The sequence below is a fragment of the Methylosinus sp. H3A genome, assembly GCF_015709455.1.
GTDB lineage: Bacteria > Pseudomonadota > Alphaproteobacteria > Rhizobiales > Beijerinckiaceae > Methylosinus.
On the sequence record NZ_JADNQW010000007.1, the window covers coordinates 1 to 21685 of the forward strand.

Genomic DNA, 21685 nt, shown 5'->3' on the forward strand with positions numbered 1-21685 from the left:
AACCAGCTCGCGGTCTCTTCGTCGACGCTGAAGGAGATGAGCTTGGATGGATCCGGCCCCTGTCCGATCGCAGCGAATTGATGAAACCGGCCGGACGCGCGCTCTTGGCGATCTGCAATTCGTCGATATCGCCGACGAAGCCAGGAGCGCCCGCTTCGCCGCCGATCGCAGCGCTCGTGCGAAGCTCTGGAACGCTGGCGTCGAGCGTCGCATAGACACGGCCGTCGACATAGAGCGAGAGGCGCCCCGCGCCAGCGACAACGGCGAGATGCCGCCAAGCGTTCGCAGTCCAAGGCGCGCCGACGGCGCTGCGCGTGACCGCGCCCGCTGTCGTCACCTCGACATAAGGCGCGCCATTGTCGAGGCCGATCGTCACTGCATCGGCGCCGTCGCGGCGGCTGTAGAGCGCCGCATCGGACGCGAGCGTCGCCGGCTTGACCCAAGCCGAAAAGGTGAAAGCGCCGCCAGCGGCGAGCGCCAAGGGCGGAGACGCGGGAAGAATAAGAGGCGTGCGGCCGTCGAGCCGCAAGCCGCCGCCGATGATCGCGCCATCGGCTGGCTGACCGACGCTCGACGCATTGTTGCCCCACACTGACGAGTCGAGCGCCGGCGTTCCGCGTTCCGCAAAATGATAGACGAGCACGGCGTCCGCATCATAGGCGCCTTTGGGATCAGCGGTCGAGACGGCTTTTTGTCGCCATAGTACAACCATATGTCCGTCTTTGCGCCGGGCTGCACATTCGGCGCGGCCACCCATATCAACGCCTCCCCTAGAAGCGGATCGAATTTCTCGATGTGATGCTTGAGCGGCGTCTTGTCGTCGCCGGCGACGAAGCGCAGATCGCCACCATCCTCTTTGGCCGAGGGAAAAGCGGAAATTGCCTATGTGCAGTCGCACCAGCACCGGCGTCGCGCCGATCGGATCCGTGATATTGGCTCCGGAGGCGCTGGCGTCGATGGTGATTTTCTTGCGAAGCTGCCACTCGTCGTTCCACCAGGCGAATGCGGAGGACGACCACAATGTCATCATCGTAGCGACGCAAAAGAGCATCGAGGCGATGCGGAAGCGGCGGCTCGCGAACTCGAGCGCCGATTGGCGGCTTCGCAGCTCGGATCGAATGGGCATGTCGAACGTCATCGTCGTCATCAGAATTCACCCCAGACACGGAAGTTCAGGCGCGGCTCCTTCGCCTGCGTATAGAGTTGGCTGATCATCGGCATCGAATAAACGAACATGCCGCTCACATGGTCGAGCAGCTTGACGCGCGCCCCGAAGCCGTAGCTCCACAAATTGAAATGCGCCTGCTGCTCGGCCAGCGGATGAATGACTTCGACGACCCCCTTGTCGACGAAGCCGAAACAGCCGCCACTCGTTGAACAGGCTTACCGGCAGGCGATCTGCGCCGGCTTCGCGTTTGACCGCATCCTGCAGAATTTCGCCGACGTTGGGGCTGCCGCAGCTCCACTGTGCCGGCGGCTCCGGTGTCGCCGAGAACCTCAGATTCGAGATAGCCCCTCACGGTGTCGAGACCACCGACGCTGATCTGCTCGCTCGACGCCAATGGCCCGTCGGCGATTCTGGCCGACGATCCGGCCATAGCCTTGGAAGGCGCCCGGCAGCTCCTGCAGATGCGAGACATCGAGGTTGAAGCGCGTGAAGTTTCCCGACGCATAGGCGCGCTTATTGTCGAATGCGGTCGCGTTGCTGCTCGCGGGACGCATGTTCAGAGTGAACGACGCGTTGAGCTGTGTCGTGAAATTTTCGGTCTGATAGGTAGCGTTGTAAGTCGCCACGAGCGGATTATAGGTGATCGGCGAGGAGAATGAAGTTTCGGTTCCGATCCTGACGACCTCGCCGTAATGCTTATAGTCGAGCCCCACCGAGAAGGAATGATACAAATTCTCGATCGCCGGCAGCGACATCACAGCGCGCAATCCGACAGTCTGGCCCGGCCCGACGACATTCACGCCGCCGACGGTGGCGACGTCGCTCGTCGAGGTGAGCCCATATGCGAGCACCGCCAGCCAATCGACGTCCGGCACGCGCGCGAGATAGGAGGCGGAGAAGACCTCGGCGTCGGAGCGTTTCTGCGCCGCCGCCTGATAGGTGAAACTCAGCGAATGACCGAGCTGCCAAAGATTATCGTAGCGCACCGTGCCGATGATCCGCTGAGGCGTCGTGTTGGGCGAGCGGCGATTGTTGAACTCCATGTTCGCATGTAGCGGAAACTTGTCTTCGACCTCGAGATCGACATCCACCGTGCCTGGCGCGACGCCGGCGCGTAAGGCTGGCGTCACGCGCCGGTCCGGCCATTGGTTGAGCGCGACGATATCTTTCGTCACCTCGCCGAAATTCGGCACGGTTCCTTCCTTCAGAGAGGACGCCTTGGCCTTGATCTGGTCGATGTCGAAGAAGCGCGCGCTCTTCACGCGCAAGCGGCCGATTTTGAGCTCGGCGACCTTGAGGACAATGACGCCGCCTTGCGCATTTTGTTGCGGAACGGATACGGCGACCGTCTGAAAACCTTTATCGTGATAGGCTTTTTCGAGAGCTGCGCGCGCTTTTTCGACATCGGCGGCAGTGCGACCTGGGCCGACGAATGGATAGATCGCTTCCTCGACCTCGAGTTGCGTCAGTCGATCGGCTCCGTCGACGACGAAATCATCGATATCGAAACGCGCCGACGACGCGGAACTCTCCGACTCCGCCTTCGCGGAGGCAGGCGGCTTGGGCGCTCTCGTCTCTGCGGCCGCCTTTCCCGGGGACGTCGCCTCAGCGGCGCCTCCTGCCGCAGCGCTCTGCGCTTTGCCCATGCACCAAGCGTCGGTCGACGCCGACAGGCCGCCGCACATCACTAGAACCGCGACAAAGTCACGACCGACATCGCTTCGAAACCGCGTATATACGCGGCCGCTCGGCGCACTACTGGACAAAACCATTCGGTTCCTCACCAACGCAGGAAGCGCGCTCCCCGCGTTTGATCGCCGCCCGGAGCGGCGATCAAACGCGCCCCCTCGTTCGAAAGACGACTCGGCTAGCCCGGACCCGAAAATCAAATTACGAAAAAATACGGAGCCCTCCCCTCGCGAGATCAGATCGACGAGAATTTCGAGAGGACCGCTTTTACGCACCGTGGTGCGGCGGCCGGTCAACCGAGAAGCACGACTCCGCCCGGAAGCGCCAGCGCGCGGGCTCCGAACAGGCGCTGAACCTGCTCCACGAAAATCTCGAGCCGATCGACGCGAAAAAACGCCGTCAACGATGCGTCTACTCAAATCGGCGTTGGCGATGATGATTTTGCCCGGCCTGTAGCGATTGACCTCTTCTATGACCTCGGCGAGCGGTGTGTCGTGAAAGAGCAGCAGCCCCTCCCGCCAAGCCGTCACTCGACGCGGATCGACGCGCGAGGATCGCATGACGCCGTCGGCGCCGTAAGACACTTGCTCGTCCTTGCCGAAGCGCAACATGAATTCGCCCTGCTCGACGCTCACCGAGCCCTCGAGGCAGCTCACCGAGACGACGCCATCGATGCAGCGCGCGTCGAAGCGCGCTTGGTTCGCCGTGATCTTGCTCCCGGCTGCGAGGACGACGAGCCGCCGCGACTGCGGCAGGTCTACGGAGACCGCGGTCTGCCCGGAAATCAGCTCGATCTGTAACGCCGCCTCCGTCGGTTTCACCGCGATACTCGTCTGGGTGTTCATCTCCAGGGAAACGTCCAGAGCGAGGGCCACCATTCGCCGCTCGCCTTTGCCCGTGCGGTAATCGGCGGAGAGTTCTTTGAGTGATGGCCATAGATCGAGCGGCGGGTGCAGGAGCGCGACCCCGGCGATCGAGGCGGCGATCGTGCCCCCGACAAACGCGCGACGCGACAGCGCCCGGTGCGGCGACATTATTTGCGGCGGCGAGGCAGTCTTCTCGCTCCCTTCGGCGGCCAGCTCCCGGCCGGCTACGCCGACGAGACGCCAGACGCGTACGGCGTCCCGAAACGCCCCTTCGTGAAGAGGACTCTGCGCGCGCCAACGCTGCAATTCTTCGAGATCCGCGGCAGAGGGCTCGCCGGCTTTCAGTCGCGCGACCCAGCCGAGTGCTTCGTCCAGCAGGAGGCGAGGCTCGCACGTATCGGCCGGCTCATTCACGGTTCGAGGCTCGTCGTCGGCGCCGGCCACGCCAGAATCCTCCCTCAGAACGCGAGAGCGTCGCGTAGCTTTATGCGATTCTATGGGTTTGGAGCAATCTTCTCGCATCGCATTTTTCGGTCCTGCGCGGAACCGTCCGATCGGGTCGTCGACTCGACCGAAGCCGTCGCGAACGAGACGACGTCCGCTCTCGTCGTCGAAGGTCCGCTCCGACGCGCGCGAAAGAGTCCTGTCCTTCTGAACATCAGACGACTGGCGCGCGCCTATCCCGAAATGCGATGGAGAAAAGAGAGACGATTTTGCCAGAGAGTTTTGGACGGCGCGCAGCGCGCCCTTCTCTCAGGGCGCGTCGCCACGGCGCAGCCGCGGCGTCATGACTTCGGCCGTGGCCCCCCCAGCCGAAGCACGCGTTTGCGACTCAAGCGATCCGCGCAATGCGTCAAAGCATATCTGAGATCAGCCTCGACGGTTCTGGTGGTGACATCCAGACTGGTCGCAACCTCTTGCGCCGTCCGACCCTCGACGGCGATTTTCCTCAGCACTTCGCGGCGACGCGGCGACAGCTCTGCCATCGCGCGCGTGAAAGCTTCGATCTCGGAGCGCGCTTCGGCGATCTGGGCGGGTCCTGGCGCTTCGTCGCAAATGTCGAGAATCGCATCCACCGCAGCAGCGCTCACGCGATTGCGCCCGGCTTTCTTGTGATCCTTGGCGATATTGACGGCCGTGCGAAAAATATAATCCTTCGGGCTTCGAACGTCCGCCGCCTCGCCCACCCGGTCCAATCGCAGGAATGTCTCGTGAAGCGTTTCGTATGCGAAATCCGACGAGCCCAACCGCCTCGTGAGTCGTCTCAGCAATTCGTCGTAGCTTTCGACGAGCTGACTGCACAAACGCGCACGATTGGTCTGTATCACGGAACTCGGGCCCCAACGACGCCGGCTCTCGAGACCTCGAGAGCATGCAGTCACTAACGACGTTGAACGACGAATTTATGACAGCCCCGCTCCAGGCGTCGCCGAATATCCTTTATGCGGACGCGGTTCGGCCGCTGCGGCGACACGATCTCGACGGTCATCGGGAACCGCCGTGTCTATTTGAGCGATTTGACGACGACCAGGACGCGAACAGGCAGCGGCAGATGCGTCGGCGCGTCCCGGCTGATGAGAAGCCCTTGGAGAGAGGCGCTCACCGCAGCGTCCCGCTCGCTGTCGCCGGTCGACTGGAACAGTTGAGCGCGTTCGACCCTGCGCGCATCATCCACCCAGAGCTTGACACCGATACGGTAGTTTCCCGAGCGCGTCCGCGCATTTCTGCGTAGAGCCCGCTCGATGTCGCTGCGGACGGCGTCACTATAATCTCGCAAGAGCGCCAGTTCTTGGTCGCCGTCCCTCGACGCCTGAACTTGCAACGGATCTAGAGACATATCAGCAGACGCGAGAGGATGAGCAGGCGGCAAATCAAAGAGGGCCGCAAGCGGCTCGAGCGTGATCGCATTGGGCCCGACATAGCGAACTTTGACGTCGGTTCCCGCCAGAAGACGCTCGAGCGCGGCGTCCGCCGTGAAGCTGCCGTGCAGAGGCGCAGATCGGCGTCCGGCCGCAGAGCGGCTCTCGAAAAGCACTTGCACGCCAGCCGCCTGGCCATAGGCCTCCAGCGCGCTCGCGAGCGACTGCGCGGGAATGTCGTAGAAGCGAAACGACTCCTGCCGCGCGCCCTCGTCCTGGGCCGACGCCGCATAGGCGAAAGCGGCGACCCACGCCATTACGAAAAACGACGGCAGGAACGACGCCCTCGCGGCGCGGATGCGATCGGCCTCGCCCATGGAAGCCCCCCGCCCACTCGCAGAAACCCGTTTGGCCGACAAATCGATGCGCATGACTCTCAACTCTCCGATCCGCAACGACGCCGCCGTGCAGCGGTTCCGATCTGCGCTCGCCATTCCTGCGACGAATGGTCCCGGCGTCAGAGCATATCAAAAGCGATCGGCGCGAGAATCGTCAGCCGGTCGGGAAGTTCACGGGGGATTCTCGGCAGCGGCTGCGCCCGCCGGATCGTTTCGGCGGCCGCCGCATCGAGAGCGCTCTGGCCGGAACTGGTCCGAATCTGCACGTCGGTGACGGCGCCGTCCCGCCGCATGGCGAAGAGCACTTGCACCGTTCCCTGCTGTCCCGCCCGCCGAGCCTCTTCCGGATACCGCCGAAACCGGGCGATATGGGCCAGCAGAGCCTTTTGGAAGGCGACCGCTGCTCGATTGTCCGAAGCGAGTATCGGGGTCGGGGACGCAGCGGGAGCCTCTGTCGCAGACGGCGTATCGACGGTCCGTTCCCGTGGCGTCGGCCTCGAGTTCGGGGCGACATCGGTCGGCTCGGAACGTTCCACAAATCGCTCGGGCAGCATAGCGGACGCCGTCCCGTTCCTCGGCGGCGGCTCCTGCGTGCGGTCGACGTGCTCACGCGGAGGAAGCAAGCGGACGTCGATGATGGAGTCCTGCGCCCTCGAATAGCTCGACGACGGCGCATGGCGGAGCAAGTAGACCCCCACGGCGAGAAGCGCCGGAACCATCACCGTCACAGCAACCAGCCATCTGACCTCGAGCGGTCGGGCGACTGCGAGCCAGTCCGCCTCCCGCCCACTCCACTCACGAGTCGGCGAACCCTGATCCGACATGCCCGCTACCCCAGTCCAACGCCACGTAAAGAGCAAGACAGCCGCCGACGGACGTCCCCCGACGCCCACCATCGAACGAGCGACCGCTGCGCGCGCTCTCCGCCCACTGCGTCGCCACCGAGCATCGTTCGCCTTTCGCTGAGATAGACCACTTACATGCGAAGTATATTTCCATTTGATGACAAACCGCCGCCAGGTGGGCTGTCGAGCGTTTGGGGGGCGTCGTTCAGCGCTCCCGTAGGTTACTGCACGCGCACGTCAGGGCGCGCCTGCGAAGATGCGATGAACGCCGACGAACAGCAGAGGAACGAAGAAGATGGCGAGCGCCGTGGCCGCGATCATGCCGCCCATGACGCCGACGCCGATCGAGTTTTGGGCGGACGAACCGGCGCCGCTGGCGAAAGCGAGCGGCGCGACGCCGAGGATGAAGGCAAAGGACGTCATGACGATCGGGCGCAGCCGCTGGCGCGCCGCGAGCAGCGTCGCCTCGGTCACATCCATGCCCACCCGTTGGTGGTCGATAGCGAATTCGACGATCAAAATGGCGTTCTTGGCGACGAGACCGATCGTCGTCAGCAGGCCGACCTTGAAATAGACGTCATTGGCCTGTCCGAACATCAGCGCCGCGACGAGCGCGCCGAGCACACCGATCGGCACGCACAGCATGACGGCGAGAGGGACCGTCCAACTTTCATAGAGTGCGGCGAGGCACAGGAAGACGACGAGGACGGAGATCGCATAGAGCGCCGTGGCCTGATTGCCCGAAAGACGCTCCTGCCGGGACAGGCTGGTCCATTCATGGGCGAATCCGGGCGGCAGGCCGGCGACGAGACGGTCGATCTCCGTCATGGCGTCGCCGGAGCTGGCGCCGCTGGCGGCTTCGCCCTGTATCTGAACGGCGGGCGATCCATTGTAGCGTTCGAGGCGCGGCGAGCCGAAAGCCCAGCGGCCGGACGCAAAGGACGAGAAGGGCGCCATCTCGCCCGAAGCTGTGCGGACATGCCAGCGGTCGAGATCGTCCGGCTGCATTCGGAAATCGGCCGCCGATTGCAGATAGACTTTCTTGACGCGGCCGCGATCGATGAAGTCGTTCACATAAGCGCCGCCCCAGGCGGTGGACAGCGTGGCGTTGACGTCGGAAAGGCCGACGCCGAGGGCGCTCGCTTTTTCCTGATCGACATCGATCGCAAATTGCGGCGTGTCGTCCTGGCCGTTCGGCCGCACGCCGTTCAAGAGCCTGCTTCGCGCGGCGTCGGCGAGCAAATGGTCTCGCGCGGCCAAGAGCTTTTCGTGGCCGGCGCCGGTCAGATCCTCGAGATAGAAATCGAAGCCGCTGCTCGTGCCCAATCCCTCGATCGCGGGCGGCGCCAGCACGAAAACCTGCGCGTCTCGGATTGAGGCGAGCGCCGCCGTCGCGCGCTCCGTCACTGCGGCCGCGGACAGATCGGACGCCTTGCGTTCCGAAAAGTCGCGCAGGCCGACGAAAGCCATGCCGACATTCTGGCCGAGGCCGCTGAAGGCGAAGCCTCTCACCGTCATGACGCCATCGACGGCTTTGCTCTCTTGGTCGAGAAAATATCGCGTCACCCGATCGAGCGCGCGTTCCGTGCGGTCGCTGGTCCCGCCGACAGGCAGTTGCACGCTGACCATCAGATAGCCCTGATCCTCCTGCGGCAGGAACGAGTTCGGCAGGCGCGTGAACAGCGCGGCGGCCGCGATCGTCATCACGGCCAGAGCCGCAAATCCTCGTCTAGGGCGCCGCAAAACCGCGGCCGCGCCATCTCGATAAGCGTCGGCGCCGCGTTCCATCTCGCGATCGAACCAACGGAACAAGCCGGCCTTCTGAACGCCCGGCCTCGGCGGACGCAGAAGCGTCGCGCAGAGCGCCGGCGTCAGGATCAGCGCGACGCCGACCGACAGCGCCATGGCCGAAACGATGGTGACGGAGAATTGGCGGTAGATGACGCCGACCGAGCCGCCGAAGAACGCCATCGGCACGAAGACTGCAGACAAGACCGTCGTGATGCCGATGAGCGCGCCGGTGATCTCCGTCATGGATTTGACAGTGGCCTCGCGCGGCGACAGCCCTTCCTCATGCATGATGCGCTCGACATTCTCGACGACGACGATGGCGTCGTCGACCAGGAGTCCGATCGCCAGCACCATGGCGAACATGGTGAGCGTGTTGATCGAATATCCCGCCACCGCCAGAACGCCGAAAGTTCCCAGCAGCACCACCGGCACGAGCGTCGGAATGAGCGTGGCGCGAATATTGTGCAGAAAGGCCAGCATGACGAGAAAGACGAGCACGATCGCCTCGATCAGCGTGTGAGTCACCTGCTCGATCGAGATTTTGACGAAAGGCGTCGTGTCGTAGGGATAGACGACTTTCAGTCCTTCGGGAAAGGTCGGCGCGAGCCGATCGATCGCCGCCTTCACCAACGCGGCCGTGCGGACCGCATTCGCGCCCGTCGCCAGATTGATTGCGAGGCCGGTGGCCGGCGCGCCATTATAGGTCGAGGCGCTGACATAATCCTCGGCGCCGAGCTCGACGGTCGCTATGTCGCCGATGCGAACCAGCGATCCATCGGCCGCGCTCTTGATGATGACGTCGCGGAATTGCTCCGGCGTCTGCAGGCGGCTCTGCGCCGTGACGGTGGCGTTGAGCTGCTGCCCTCTGCGCGCCGGCAGACCGCCGAGCTGTCCTGCCGACACTTGCGCGTTCTGCGCCTGAATCGCGCTCGCGACATCGCCCGGGTTCAGCGCATATTCGGCGAGCCTGTCCGGATCGAGCCAAATGCGCATCGCATAGCCGGCGCCGAAGAGCTGCGTGTTGCCGACGCCTTCGACCCGTTTCAGCGTGTCGTTGAGCGCGCTCTTGACGTAATCCGACAGATCCGTGCCGGTCATCTTGCCGTCGGTCGAGACGAAGCCGACGACCATCAGAAAGGCGCTCGACGATTTGGTGACGGTGAGGCCATTGGACTGGACCATGGTCGGCAGCAGCGCGGTGACGAGCTGCAGCTTGTTCTGCACCTGCATCTGCGCCACATCCGGATTGGCGGCGTTGGTGAAGGTGAGGGAGATGTCGGCCTGGCCGGTCGATGTCGACGTCGAGGTCATATAGTCGAGATGGTCGAGGCCGGTCATGCCTTGCTCGATGATCTTGGTGACCGAATTCTCGACCGTCCGCGCATCGGCGCCGGAATAGGTGGCGGTGATCTGGATCGTCGGAGGCGCGATCTCCGGATATTGCGAAACCGGCAGGCCGAGGAGCGCCAGCAGGCCGCCGAGCATGACGACGATCGCGATCACCGAGGCGAAGATCGGACGGGCGATGAAAAATGCCGAGATCACGCGCGTCAGCCTTTCGCCTGGATTTTCGCCGTCGTCGGCTCGCGCTCGCGCAGCTCGCCGGTAGCGTCGTCGATCACGACCTCGACGCCTGTCGCCGGTTGCCCGGCGCGCACGAGCTGCAAGCCTTCGACGACCACGCGGTCGCCGTCGCCGAGCCCCGCCGTGACCAGCCAATTATTGCCGACCGTCCTGCCGACGGAGAGCACGCGCTCCTCGATCTTGTCGTCCTTGCCGAGCACCAGCGCCGTCGCCTGCCCCCCGACGTTGCGGACGACCGCGCGCTGAGGGACGAGGAACGCGCCGGGCGCGACGCCTTCCTCGACGATCGCCCGGGCGTACATTCCCGGCAGAAGCAGCCGCGACGGATTGGGGAAGACCGCCCGCACTGTCGCAGTTCCGGTCGTCTGGCTGACTTTGGCCTCGGTGAATTCGAGCCGTCCAGTCATCGGATAGACCCAGCCATTCTCGAGCTTCAGCCTCACATCGACCTCGCGCTCCGACAATCGGATGCGGCCCTCGTCTATGGCCCGTCGCAGATCGAGCAAGGCGGCGCTCGATCGCGCGAGGTCGACATAGATCGGATCGAGCGTGCGGATGGTGGTGAGCGTATCGGCCTGACCGGCCGTCACCAGCGCGCCTTGCGTCAGCGAGGATTTGTCGGCGCGGCCGCCGATCGGCGCCTTGATCGTCGTATAGTCGAGATTGATCTTCGCGCTCGCGACATTCGCCTGAGCGGTCGCCACATCGGCGCGCGCCTGGGCCAGAGCCGCGACGGCCTCCTCGAGATCCTGCGTGCTGACGGCGTTCTTCTTGCTCAGTCCCTGATAGCGCTCGACCTTGGCTCGAGCGCTGGGCACGGCGGCCTCGGCCTTTTGCAAGGCGGCGACGGCGCTGTCATGCGCGGCGCGATAAGGCGCCGGATCGATCTGATAGAGTGGCGCGCCCTCGGCGACCTCACCGCCCTCCTGGAACAGCCGCTTCTGAATGATCCCCGCGACCTGCGGCCGCACTTCCGCCACCAGCGAAGCGACGATGCGGCCGGGCAGCGCGGAGGCGATGGCGACATTTCGAGGATGCAAGGTGACGACGCCCACCTCGGGCCGCACGGGCGACGACTTGCTTCGGTCGCTCGAAATGAAGTCGCATCCGGTGAGCGCCACGGCGGCGGTGAAGGCGGCGATCGTCGGGCGAAAATTCATGGGCGCGCTTTCGAGAATATTGCGGAGGCTTCGGGTTCGATCGTGACCTACGCCGTCGCCGTTCGAGAATCGTGCAGATTTGATGGAGATTTGATGGAGACCGCGGATGTCCGCGCTCTCGAGGCGTCGGGAGCGTTTGCAGCGGCCGGAATTTCGGCCATATGTCGGGGCGGCCAGAGCGCGCGAAGGCGCTGTCCCACCCGCGAGGACCGATGTGAGCCCAGTCAGCAAGCCCGCGAGCGTTCGACGATGAACGAGCTCGTTCTCATCGCCGACGACGAACCGGACATCACCGCGATTCTGGAAGCCTATCTGGCGCGGGAAGGACTGCGAACCGTGAGCGCGGCGGATGGCCGGATCGCGCTCGATCAACATGCGATTCTGAAGCCGGACATCGTCTTGCTGGATGTGAACATGCCGAATGTCGACGGCTGGGAGACGCTGGCCGAACTGCGGCGTCGCGGCGACACGCCGGTCATCATGATCACCGCGCTCGACGAGGACATAGAGCGTCTTCAGGGATTGCGTCTCGGCGCGGACGATTATGTGGTGAAGCCGTTCAATCCCGCCGAAATCGTCGCGCGCGTGAAAGCGGTTCTGCGGCGAACCAATGCGCGCGCCGACAGCCCGGTCTTGCGCATCGGCAAGCTCGAGATCGATCTTCAAAGCTTTCTCGCCAGGGTACGAGACGGCGACGCCGCGGCGCCACTGCCCCTGACGCTGACGGAATTCCGGCTCCTCGCCCATATGGCGAAATCGCCCTCGCGCGCGTTCAGCCGCGGCGAGCTGGTCGACGCCTGCCTGCCCGGCGGCGACGCCCTGGAGCGGACCGTCGACAGTCATATGAGCAATCTGCGCCGCAAGCTCGACGAGGCCGGCGCGACCGGCCTGATGAATGTCGTGCGCGGCGTCGGCTATCGGCTGGCGACGCCATGACCCGCTATCGTTTGAGCCGACAGATCACGCTGTCGATGAGCGCTGTCGTCGCCGTCGCAGTGATGATCGTGTTCGTCGGCTCCTTTGTCTTCTATGGCGTCTATCTGACCTACTACCCGCCGCCGCCCGGGCCGCCGCCGCTTCTTCCCGAGGCGCCCGACTTCGTGCTGATCGCGGCCCTGCTGCTCTTTGCTCTCGTCATCGCGATCTTCGCGGCGCTCCGCCTGACGAAGCGGATTCTCGTTCCTCTCAATTCGCTCGCCGAAGGCGCGCGCGGGATCGCCGCCGGCGATCTCACGGCGCGGGCCTCGCCCGGCGACAGATCGCTCGGTGAAACGGCTCGACTGGTGGACGACTTCAATGCGATGGCGCAACGCCTCGAGGATAGCGTCGCCGCGATGGCCTCCTGGAACGCCGCGATCGCGCATGAGCTCAGGACGCCATTGACGATCCTGCGTGGCCGGCTGCATGGTCTCGCCGACGGCGTGTTCGCGCCGAGCGACGAATTGTTCCAAAATCTCCTGTCGCAAGTGGAAGGCCTGTCGCGCCTCGTCGACGATCTGCGCATCGTCACTCTGTCGGAGAGCCGCCGGCTGGAGATGCGTTTCGAGCCGACCGATCTCGAGCAGGAGATTCGGCGGGCCGTCGAGGCCATGCGGCCCGCACTCGTCGAGGCCGGCTTCGCGATCGAGCTCGATACCCGCCGAATCGTCCTGGCCTGCGACGGGGTTCGATTGCGGCAGGCGCTGCTCGCCCTTCTCGACAACGCAAAACGCTACGCGACGCCGGGGCTTTTGCGCGTTTCGACGAGAGCGGAGGAGGACGACATCGCGATCGCCGTCGAGGACCAGGGGCCGGGCCTCGCGCCCGACTTCGCGCCCCATGCGTTCGATACATTCAGCCGGGCGGAAGCCTCACGCTCGCGTCGCCATGGCGGCGCGGGCCTCGGCCTCTCCGTGGTGCGCGCCATAGCGGAAGCGCATCACGGTCGCGCGCAATACAGAGCCTCCGCGGCCGGCGGCGCGATCTTCGAGATCGTTCTGCCGCTCGCCCGAGCGCGCGATCGCATCGGCGGCGACGCGCCTGCCGAATGACGGCGCCGCCACGATGCTGATCGAGCAAGCACGGACGATCGAATGACCGCTTCACCTGCAATGGATCGGCCCGAGAACGATTACGAGAAAGTCGCCGCAACGCATGTGTCTCTGCGCCGCGTTCTCGAACTGTTCAGGCCTTACCGCGCCAAGATCGCAATTGTCGCCTCCTTGATGCTCCTCGGCGCGGGCGCGGGCATGTCGTCGCCTTTTCTCCTGCGCGCGATCATCGACGAGGCTCTACCCCGTTCCGATCTGCATCAGCTCGTCGCGCTGGTCGTCGGCCTGCTGTTCGTCGCTGTCCTATCGACCTGCCTCAGCACGGCGCAAGTGATTCTGTCGATCAGGATTGGGCAAGCGATCATGCATGATCTGCGGGTGAGGGTCTATTCGCACCTTCAATCCTTGTCTCTCGGCTTCTTCACGGCGACGCGCGCAGGCGAGATTCAGTCGCGCATCGCCAGCGATATTTCCGGGCTGCAATCGCTCGTGACCACCAGCGCGAACGAACTGGCGCGATCTTCGGCCACAGTGGTCATGACCGCCGTGGCGATTTTGCTGCTCGAATGGCGATTGGCTCTCTTCGTCTTTCTGATCGTTCCCGGAACAGTGGCGATCAGCAATCGGGTCGCGCGAATGCGCGAAAAGCTCCTTTTCGAGCAGCAGGAGCGCATCGCCGACATGTCGTCGGCCATCCAGGAGACGCTTTCGATCTCCGGCGTGATCCTCGCCAGAACGATGAACCGCGGCGAGCATTTGTCGCATCGCTTCTCGCACCTCTCCCGAGAGGTGGCGAAGCTCGAAGCTCGCGCGCATACGGCGGGCGAATGGCAATGGGCGCTCATCAACCTCGCGCTCTCCGTGCTTCCGGCGCTGACGCTACTGGTCGGCGGACTGCTGATGCAGGCCGGCACGCCGATTACCATCGGCACGCTCGTCGCCATGATCGCGTTGCAGGAGCAATTGCTATGGCCGCTCGAGCAGCTTCTAGAAATCGGGCGGGAGATGCGAACGACCCGCGCGCTCTTCGCGCGGATATTCGCTTATCTCGACAGACCGGTCGAGATCACGCAATGCGCCGACACGGTCGCGCTCCACCGGGCCGACATGCGCGGCGCGGTCAGGGTGGAGAATGTCTCCTTTTTCTACCCTGGCGCCACGACCGCCGCCCTGCACGACATCTCCATCGACATTCCGGCCGGCGGCCATGTGGCCATCGTCGGCGAGACCGGCTCGGGCAAGACCACGCTCGGCTACCTGCTCGCCCGACTCTATGACGCGGACACGGGCGTCATCTCCTTCGACGGCGTCGATATTCGCGCGCTTCGTTTCGAGACGCTCGCCGACATGCTCGGCGTCGTGACGCAGGAACCTTATCTGCTCCATGCGACCGTCGCCGAGAATCTGCGCTTCGGCTGTCCAGAGGCGTCCGACGATGAGCTCGCGAGGGCCGCGCGCATCGCCCAGATCCACGAGACGATCACGGCCTTGCCCGACGGTTATGCGACGCTGGTCGGGGAGAGAGGCTATCGCTTTTCCGGCGGCGAGAAGCAAAGGCTGGCGCTCGCGCGCGTCATCCTACGCGATCCGCCGATCCTGCTGCTCGACGAAGCGACCAGCGCCCTCGACGCCAAGACGGAGCACGCCATGGCGTCCGCCCTCGCGACACTGTCGCAGGGACGCACGACCATCACGATCGCCCACCGCCTCTCGACGGTGCGGCAGGCCGATCAAATCATCGTCTTGCAGAAGGGCCGGATCGTCGAGCGCGGCACGCACGACGAGCTCGTTTCGCAAGGACGAGCCTATTGGGAACTGGTGATGCGGTCGCATCTCGATAGTCAAACTGCGTGACGCCTATGCAGAGCCTTTGCTTTTCATGCAGTTCGCGCACTGAATTCAAGCCGCCATCCTATTCTTCCGAGCATGCGCTCCGGCTCGAGGTGCGTATAATCGTTCTGCTCGACGGCGTCGCCGACGATCGTGAAGGTTGCGCACATGCACCTCGGACGCGCCGTCGATGAGCTGCGCTCGAAGGGCAAAGCTTGCCCCGATGAGCTTCTCGCGCACGTCGCTCCGCTCGGATGGAAGCACATCTCCTTCAATGGCGATTAGCCAAACCCCACGCAATCGGCTTCAGACCTCTGAGAAAGGCGACGCCGTCCTCGACGACTTCGACCTGAAGGCGCCATTCAGGTCGAACTGTCCTCAATGTTGCGAAACGCTGAGCCGGTACAGGAGCCTTTCGATCGCGTAGCGGGTCAGGATCAGCTGAATATTCTCGCCGGCGGCCCGCGCACGCTGGGTCAGCCGGTCTCGCGCCGAGGCCGGGACATTCTTGAGCGACTCGCGCGTCATGAAAGGGCCTCCAGATAGGGCCTCATGCATTCTGGACGCGATCGATGGCGGCATAACGCCAGATTTCGTCGCGCGTGGCCCGCTTTTTCGTCAGGCAGTCCCGTAGCGCCTCGATAGCCACGTCGAGGCCGATTTTGCCGCGATATTTGAAACAGTCGGTCACTGTTTTCGCAGGCGATGTAATGGGGACGACCCACCCGATCGACGAGCCGCTGCTCGACTCCGGCCTTCAGCGCCTCACCGCTGGCGCGGAGAATCTTCAGTGTGGCGGGCGGTTGCCTCGGCGCCATGCCTTTGAGGGCAGGAGCATCCAAACCTGGGACGGAAGCTGGGTCGTCAGCTCATGGTACTGCAGGGCCGACAGCAGTCCTATGACCACGGTAGGAACGGATTTCGAGGCCTCGGCGAGACTGCGATGCGCGCTGATTTGGCCGTTGGCGAGTGCGTCCGTCCGGGTTGCGTGAGCAGTCCCTCGTCTCGGAGGCGTTGAAGGTAGATACGCGGGATTTCTACAGCTTCGAAATCCCGCGAACGAGCTATCTCCCGGTCGCGGGCGACGGCGAGTTCCTTCAGGTTTTTGGACTGGCTCGTGGGCGTCTGTTGCAAATTGTCATTAGATATCATGAAACACCTAGGCTCAGGACTCATTGATTGAGATAGAAGGCGACAGCGGCGGCGGTGCATATGGCGGAGAAGAAGGCGTGCGCGCATCGATCGTAACAGGTGGCGATGCGCCGCCAGTCTTTGAGCTTGGCGAAGAGGTTCTCGATCTTATGACGTTGCCGGTAGAGCGCCTTGTCGTAATCGAGAGGCTTCTTACGGCTCTTTGTCGGCGGAATGCAGGGCTCGGTCCCGCGTTCCGCGAGCGCTCGCCGAAACCAGTCGCTGTCGTAGCCGCGATCTGCGATCAGGGCCGAGGACGGCGGCAGCGCGTCGAGCATCAGCCTCGCGCCTTTGTGATCGCTCATCTGCCCTTCGGTCAACATCATGACAAGCGGCTTGCCGGCGCCGTCGCAAACGACGTGGAGCTTGGAGTTCAGCCCGCCTTTCGTGCGGCCGATACAGCGGGAAAGAGCCCCTTTTTTAGGAGGCTCGCCGCCGTCCGATGCGCTTTCAGATGAGTGGAGTCGATCATGATCCGCTCCGGCTTCGGCCCTTCTCCCGCGAGCGCGGCGAAGATACGATCGAAGACGCCGAGCCGGCTCCAACAGAGCCGGCCTCGCAATTTCGGACAGCAGCTTGAGTGGATTTTCTGCCTGACAGCGGCGAGGATTCTCGCTGCGAATCAGGAGCATTCGATGACGAAGAAGAGCCGCCGGACGCATTCTCCGGCGTTTAAAGCGAAGGTGGCTTTGGCCGCGATCAAGGGCGAGAAGACCCTGTCCGAGCTGGCGCAGCAGTTCGACGTTCATCCGAACCAGATCACGACTTGGAAGGGCCAGCTTCTCGAAGGTGCGGCGGGCGTTTTCGGTCAGGAAAAACCGGAAGCGAAGGAAGCGGCGGTCGATTTGAAGGCGCTTCACGCCAAGATCGGCGAACTGACGCTGACCAATGATTTTTTGTCCGGCGCGCTCACCAAAGCGGGATTGCTGAGCGTAAAACGATGATCGACCGCAGCCACGATCTCCCCATCGCCCGTCAGGCGCGAGCGCTCGGCGTCGCGCGCAGCTCGGTCTACCACAAGCCGCAGCCCGTCTCGGCCGAGGATTTGAAGCTCATGCGGCGGATCGACGAATTGCATCTCGAACATCCCTTTGCGGGGCGCGGATGCTGCGCGATCTTTTGCGGCGCGAGGGCGTCGTCGTCGGTCGCCGCCATGTGGCGACGCTGATGAAGCGGATGGGCATTGCCGCGATCTATCGGCGTCCCAACACGAGCAAGCCCGCGCCGGGGCACAAGATCTACCCTTATCTCCTGCGCGGCGTGAAGATCGAGCGGCCCGATCATGTCTGGGCGACGGACATCTCCTATATCCCGATGCGGCGCGGCTTCGTCTATCTCGCGGCGGTCGTCGACGTGGCGAACCGGCACGTGCTGGCGCATCGCGTATCGATCACGATGGAGGCGGAGTTTTGCGTCGAGGCGTTGAAAGAGGTGCGGGCAAAGCATGGCAGACCCGAAATCTTCAACACGGACCAGGGCAGCCAGTTCACCGGCCATGACTTTACGAGCGTGCTGCTCGATGCGAAAATCGCCATCGGCATGGACGGCAAGGGCGCCTGGCGCGACAATGTGTTCGTCGAGAGGCTGTGGCGCAGCGTCAAATATGAAGAGGTCTATCTGCGCGCCTATGACAGCGTGTCCGAGGCGCGCGCGTCGATCGCCGAATATCTGGCCTTTTACAATGAGCGGCGCCCGCATTCGAGCCTCGACGCCCGCACGCCAGACGAGGCTTATTTTGGTCGTGGAGAGACCGTGATGGCGGCATGATCGTCGCCACGATTTTGTCGCGCCTCTGGTCGGGCTACGCCCTCCCGACGCCGCGACAAAATCGCGAAAGCCCCGCGTTCGGCAAACCCCGGCAGTGATCCACCTTATTTCCGCGGGGCGCTGTCCAAATAAGCGGGGCCAGCTCTTGCGGCACGCCGTGCGCCAAGGGAAAGTGAGGGGAAATTCGCGCCATCTCCGCTTCGCTCAGCAAAAACAAATCACCCATCAAAGCCTCCATTTCGGAGACCTTGAATCACGCCTCACTCCAAATTAATAGGTCCTGAGCCTAGATATTGGAACATTCGTTCCAGAGTTATAAGGCCTTACAAATCGACCGTTTAAAAACGCATCCAAAGGCCAAAGTTCGCCGCCGCCACATTGGTGGCGAGCAGCGAAAGGCCGAAAAATAGCCCTTTTCGTCGGTTTGCTAGCCGAAAACGCGCTTTCGGAGCCGTCCCGAGGCTTGAATTCGGCGGCCGCGGCGACGTGATCCGAAATTAGGGCCAGTGGCCGAAAAAGCATTCACTATCAAACAATTTAAAGTTGAGTTAGCTTGAAATAGTGACCGATTCGGACAGAAAGAAAATGAATTTCGATCTTCCCAACTCTAATGCATCGGTTCGCCTCCAAATGCCCTTCGAGAATGCGTCGGATGCCTTGGCGCGGTTCGACGAGCGGCTTCGGTCCAATCCCGTCGCCGAGGCGTTTATTCTTCGCGCGCATTTCCACGACGCCTGCGCCGCCTTGTGGCGCGCCGGCGAATTTGTGCAGCTCGAGGATCTCGTCCTTCATGACGCCGGGACGGACACGCACACTCCGACGCACCAACTCGTGCGGGCTCATGCCGTTCTGCTCGCGCGCCGTCGCATCGCCGATCGCGAACCGGGATGGGCGCTGACGATCGAAGGACTCGCCAGTCTGCGTGGCGTGTCGCGACCGCACAGCATTCCCTTCGAGGCGACCGCGTCCAACTCGGCCGCCATCGAGGACGAAGATGCGGCGGAGGATGAGTTCGAGAACGGGGAGCGATCTTCAACGGGGGAATTCGATGAGATCGACAAACTACTGGCGCGAACGTCGCGTTTGACAGAGTGCATCGAGCCGGCCCAGCGGAAACGGGACGACTCTGGTTTGGTCTACGACGATGATTGGGACGAGGAGGCCCGACTCACCGAGTGGCGAGCGCGTCTGGGCGAGACAGCCAATCTTCCGCCGTTGATGGCCGCAGGCGTCGCGCTTGATGCTTGGGAAGAGATCGAACCTCTTCAGCATAGCCCATGGCTCGGGCCCTTGCTCGTCGCGACCTTGCTACGGCGCCGGGGGAAAACGCTGCATCATCTATCAGCGCTGCATGCGGGATTTCGTCACACCAAATATCGGACGAGTCGTCAAAGTGATTATGGATCACGACTCATGGCGTTCGCACACGCGGTCGAACTCATGGCCAAGGCGGATTCGAAGGAACTCGACAGATTGACGCTCGCACGCGAGCTCCTGCTCAGAAAATGCAAAGACCGCAGAACGAATTCAAGGCTGCCGCGGCTCGTTGACCTGTGTCTGGCGTCGCCGGTCGTCACCGTCCCTTTCGTCGCCAAAGAACTCCGAATGTCGCAGCAAGCCGCGACCACGATGATAGACGAACTCTCATCGAACCTTCGCGAGTTGACTGGACGAAGGCGATACAGGGCTTGGGCTGTTATATGAAAGTGTGAAGGGATGGCCATCATCAGGAGTCATGTTTGATGGTTGGTCCCTGCCCCAATAGACCGTCGAGCGCCTGAAACGCGCGGTCAAATGCTTCGTCGCCGAGGGCTTGATCGAGCCCGACCTGCCCCAATCTGACTCTTGCCCAAATCGGGGCGCAGCTCGAGGCCATGTATGAGCGCATGCCGAGCGGCGGAACCCGCTGGTTCCCCTCCTCCGTCAAAAGCCTGCTCGACCGCGCGGAAAAACTCCGGCTGCTCAGCGCCGAAGCGTCGTGATCTAGCGGACTGTCGAGGCTCGTCCGAAAACCCATCCTGCATCACCCCGTCCTCTTACGTTCTCGCGCCGCCTTTGCGGCCTTGCCACGCAACAGGGCCATCAGCACCGGCCCGAGCGAGAACTCCCCTGCCCTCGCCTTTTCGGTCAGGACGCGCAGATAGCCGCCGGCGCTCTTGATCTCATCGCCGCGTTGCAGGATCGCGGCGATGACGATCGATGCGTCATGCTCTCCCAAAACGTCCAAGGCCTGCGCCCAGGCGTCAGGCGAAACGCCGAGCGCAGAGCGCACCGTCACTGCGGTGCTCGCCAAATCCCGCCACGAGGAAATTTCACCGCCCATGGCGTAATCGACGATATCGGGACATGCGTCCAGCACCATGCCGAGAGGATAGGTTCGAAGCGGCGGTTTGGAATCGACAGTTCGAGACGGATCCGAGGATCCTCCAGACCTACGATCGATCGGTCCCCCGCCCTTTTCGAGATTTGGCTCGGACGGATCGGCCCTGTCTTCTGGAAGGCCAGGTTCAAGATCAGAAAAGTTTGTGATTTGATTCTGTATGTGACGCTCAGTTTGAGACTCATTGCCGCTTATATTTTGAATTTTTATGTGTGCTTCCAATAGCTTGTGGGTTTCGGCCGCCAGCGCAGCGAGCTCGCCCGCCAAAGCCTCCAGATCGCCGCGTGAAAGCCCACGCCCATACCGAGCGGAAAGCGCTGCATAGCGTTGGTGCGCGCCGTCCCAGTCGCCCGAAACGCCCTCCTCCAATCCGGTCTCAATCATCTTGCCGATGTCGCGTCGGGTGAGCGTGATCTTTTCCCGCAACAGCGCGATCACGCGGTTCTCGGCCCGCACCTCCTCGGCGAGGTTCTCGATTTCGCTCGAGCGCGCCACGAGCGGCGCGAGGTTGAAGCCGAAAGCGTCCTCTATGGCTCCCCCCTGCCCTTTTCGGGCGAAACGTTTGCCGTTCGGGGAGTCTCGGCGGATAATCAAGCCGGCGTCGACGAGGCAGGCGAGGTGTCGCCGCAGAGTCGCCGGCGCCATGCCATGAGCGCGGATCGACAGCTCCTTGTTGGAGGGAAACACGACGATGCCGGCGTTGGCGGAGCTCGCTTCGGCAGACGTCGAATCGTTCCCCGGCAAAGTGAGAGCCGTCTCCTGATGGAAGCTCAGCAGGGCGTGCAATACGGATAGCGCGCGCTCGGTGACGCCGAGCGGCTCTTTGGCTTCGGTGAGCGCCCGAAACAGTCGCCATTTGTGGACGACGGTTTCCGATGCGCCGGGCTTTGCGGCGAAGTCCTCGGTCGCGGTCTGGCTCGCCACCATGGCGAGCGACAACGGCCGCCGCCCGAAGGGCGTCGTTGGACGTGTTTGCATGATCCTTTGCCTCGTTCAGGCAAAAGAAATCCGCTCGCCGAAACGGCGCCAAAATGCTTGACAGTGATTCGCGGAAGTGTGATTCTTCGAGCGCCAACACAAAGAAGGGGCTTCCGGAACGGCGACGTGACGGGGGCCTTTTTCTTTTG

Annotated in this window: 14 protein-coding genes and 3 pseudogenes; 6 read left to right on the forward strand and 11 right to left on the reverse strand. The window is 63.3% G+C overall.

What is annotated here, in order from left to right; all coding sequences use genetic code 11:
• The 8 genes and pseudogenes from IY145_RS23930 to IY145_RS23965 form a co-directional block, all read right to left on the reverse strand.
• Positions 1–1051, reverse strand: a pseudogene (locus tag IY145_RS23930) (DUF2341 domain-containing protein); the annotation flags it as partial.
• Positions 1052–1241: 190 nt separating this feature from the next.
• Entirely contained in the window at positions 1242–1598 is a 357-nt protein-coding gene (locus IY145_RS26375) for a ShlB/FhaC/HecB family hemolysin secretion/activation protein (protein WP_312030655.1), read from the reverse strand.
• Positions 1498–4167: a POTRA domain-containing protein gene (locus IY145_RS26380; RefSeq protein WP_312030656.1), complete on the reverse strand. Its 2670-nt coding sequence runs from the start codon at positions 4165–4167 to the stop codon at positions 1498–1500. The genes IY145_RS26375 and IY145_RS26380 overlap by 101 nt, the downstream gene beginning before the upstream one ends.
• A gap of 341 nt (positions 4168–4508) precedes the next feature.
• Positions 4509–5105, reverse strand: coding sequence for an RNA polymerase sigma factor (locus IY145_RS23945; protein ID WP_312030657.1), 597 nt, complete (start codon positions 5103–5105; stop codon positions 4509–4511).
• Between the two features lie 122 nt (positions 5106–5227).
• Positions 5228–6013, reverse strand: coding sequence for an STN domain-containing protein (locus IY145_RS23950; RefSeq protein WP_196410792.1), 786 nt, complete (start codon positions 6011–6013; stop codon positions 5228–5230).
• A gap of 86 nt (positions 6014–6099) precedes the next feature.
• Positions 6100–6876: an energy transducer TonB gene (locus IY145_RS26385; RefSeq protein ID WP_312030658.1), complete on the reverse strand. Its 777-nt coding sequence runs from the start codon at positions 6874–6876 to the stop codon at positions 6100–6102.
• 186 nt (positions 6877–7062) lie between these two features.
• Positions 7063–10158 (reverse strand): efflux RND transporter permease subunit, encoded by a 3096-nt coding sequence (locus IY145_RS23960; protein WP_196410889.1) that lies wholly within the window; start codon positions 10156–10158, stop codon positions 7063–7065.
• A gap of 8 nt (positions 10159–10166) precedes the next feature.
• Positions 10167–11360, reverse strand: coding sequence for an efflux RND transporter periplasmic adaptor subunit (locus IY145_RS23965; RefSeq protein WP_196410793.1), 1194 nt, complete (start codon positions 11358–11360; stop codon positions 10167–10169).
• 249 nt (positions 11361–11609) lie between these two features.
• Between IY145_RS23965 and IY145_RS23970 the strand changes: the two genes are divergently transcribed.
• The 4 genes from IY145_RS23970 to IY145_RS23985 all read left to right on the forward strand — a co-directional run bounded on the left by IY145_RS23970 (position 11610) and on the right by IY145_RS23985 (position 15505).
• Positions 11610–12296, forward strand: a complete 687-nt coding sequence (locus IY145_RS23970; RefSeq protein WP_196410794.1) for a response regulator — start codon at positions 11610–11612, stop codon at positions 12294–12296.
• Positions 12293–13390, forward strand: coding sequence for an ATP-binding protein (locus IY145_RS23975; protein ID WP_196410795.1), 1098 nt, complete (start codon positions 12293–12295; stop codon positions 13388–13390). Before IY145_RS23970 ends, IY145_RS23975 begins: the two co-directional genes overlap by 4 nt.
• Positions 13391–13432: 42 nt before the next feature.
• On the forward strand, positions 13433–15244 hold the full coding sequence (locus IY145_RS23980; RefSeq protein WP_210332884.1) for an ABC transporter ATP-binding protein: 1812 nt from the start codon (positions 13433–13435) through the stop codon (positions 15242–15244).
• Between the two features lie 129 nt (positions 15245–15373).
• Entirely contained in the window at positions 15374–15505 is a 132-nt protein-coding gene (locus tag IY145_RS23985; RefSeq protein WP_312030659.1) for a Tn3 family transposase, read from the forward strand.
• Positions 15506–15598: 93 nt separating this feature from the next.
• On the opposite strand, the gene IY145_RS23990 is transcribed toward IY145_RS23985, so the two are convergent.
• Positions 15599–15748, reverse strand: coding sequence for a hypothetical protein (locus tag IY145_RS23990; RefSeq protein WP_196410796.1), 150 nt, complete (start codon positions 15746–15748; stop codon positions 15599–15601).
• Between the two features lie 644 nt (positions 15749–16392).
• Positions 16393–16955: pseudogene (locus IY145_RS23995) on the reverse strand (IS5 family transposase); the annotation flags it as partial.
• Positions 16956–17046: 91 nt separating this feature from the next.
• On the opposite strand from IY145_RS23995, the pseudogene IY145_RS24000 reads away from it, so the two are divergent.
• Together IY145_RS24000 and IY145_RS24005 are read left to right on the forward strand one after the other, a co-directional pair.
• A pseudogene (locus IY145_RS24000) lies at positions 17047–18178 on the forward strand (IS3 family transposase).
• Positions 18179–18763: 585 nt separating this feature from the next.
• On the forward strand, positions 18764–19882 hold the full coding sequence (locus IY145_RS24005) for an RHE_PE00001 family protein (RefSeq protein WP_196410798.1): 1119 nt from the start codon (positions 18764–18766) through the stop codon (positions 19880–19882).
• 319 nt (positions 19883–20201) lie between these two features.
• On the opposite strand, the gene repC is transcribed toward IY145_RS24005, so the two are convergent.
• Entirely contained in the window at positions 20202–21536 is a 1335-nt protein-coding gene (repC, locus tag IY145_RS24015) for a plasmid replication protein RepC (protein ID WP_196410799.1), read from the reverse strand.
• Positions 21537–21685: the final 149 nt, after the last annotated feature.

Excerpts from the sequence above, each read along its gene's own strand:
- IY145_RS26375 (WP_312030655.1), bottom strand. The coding sequence starts at position 1,598 with ATGGCCGGATCGTCGGCCAGAATCGCCGACGGGCCATTGGCGTCGAGC.
- IY145_RS23950 (WP_196410792.1), bottom strand. The coding sequence starts at position 6,013 with ATGCGCATCGATTTGTCGGCCAAACGGGTTTCTGCGAGTGGGCGGGGG.
- IY145_RS26385 (WP_312030658.1), bottom strand. The coding sequence starts at position 6,876 with ATGGTGGGCGTCGGGGGACGTCCGTCGGCGGCTGTCTTGCTCTTTACG.
- IY145_RS23965 (WP_196410793.1), bottom strand. The coding sequence starts at position 11,360 with ATGAATTTTCGCCCGACGATCGCCGCCTTCACCGCCGCCGTGGCGCTC.
- IY145_RS23970 (WP_196410794.1), top strand. The coding sequence starts at position 11,610 with ATGAACGAGCTCGTTCTCATCGCCGACGACGAACCGGACATCACCGCG.
- IY145_RS23975 (WP_196410795.1), top strand. The coding sequence starts at position 12,293 with ATGACCCGCTATCGTTTGAGCCGACAGATCACGCTGTCGATGAGCGCT.
- IY145_RS23980 (WP_210332884.1), top strand. The coding sequence starts at position 13,433 with ATGACCGCTTCACCTGCAATGGATCGGCCCGAGAACGATTACGAGAAA.
- IY145_RS23990 (WP_196410796.1), bottom strand. The coding sequence starts at position 15,748 with ATGACGCGCGAGTCGCTCAAGAATGTCCCGGCCTCGGCGCGAGACCGG.
- IY145_RS24005 (WP_196410798.1), top strand. The coding sequence starts at position 18,764 with ATGAATTTCGATCTTCCCAACTCTAATGCATCGGTTCGCCTCCAAATG.
- repC (WP_196410799.1), bottom strand. The coding sequence starts at position 21,536 with ATGCAAACACGTCCAACGACGCCCTTCGGGCGGCGGCCGTTGTCGCTC.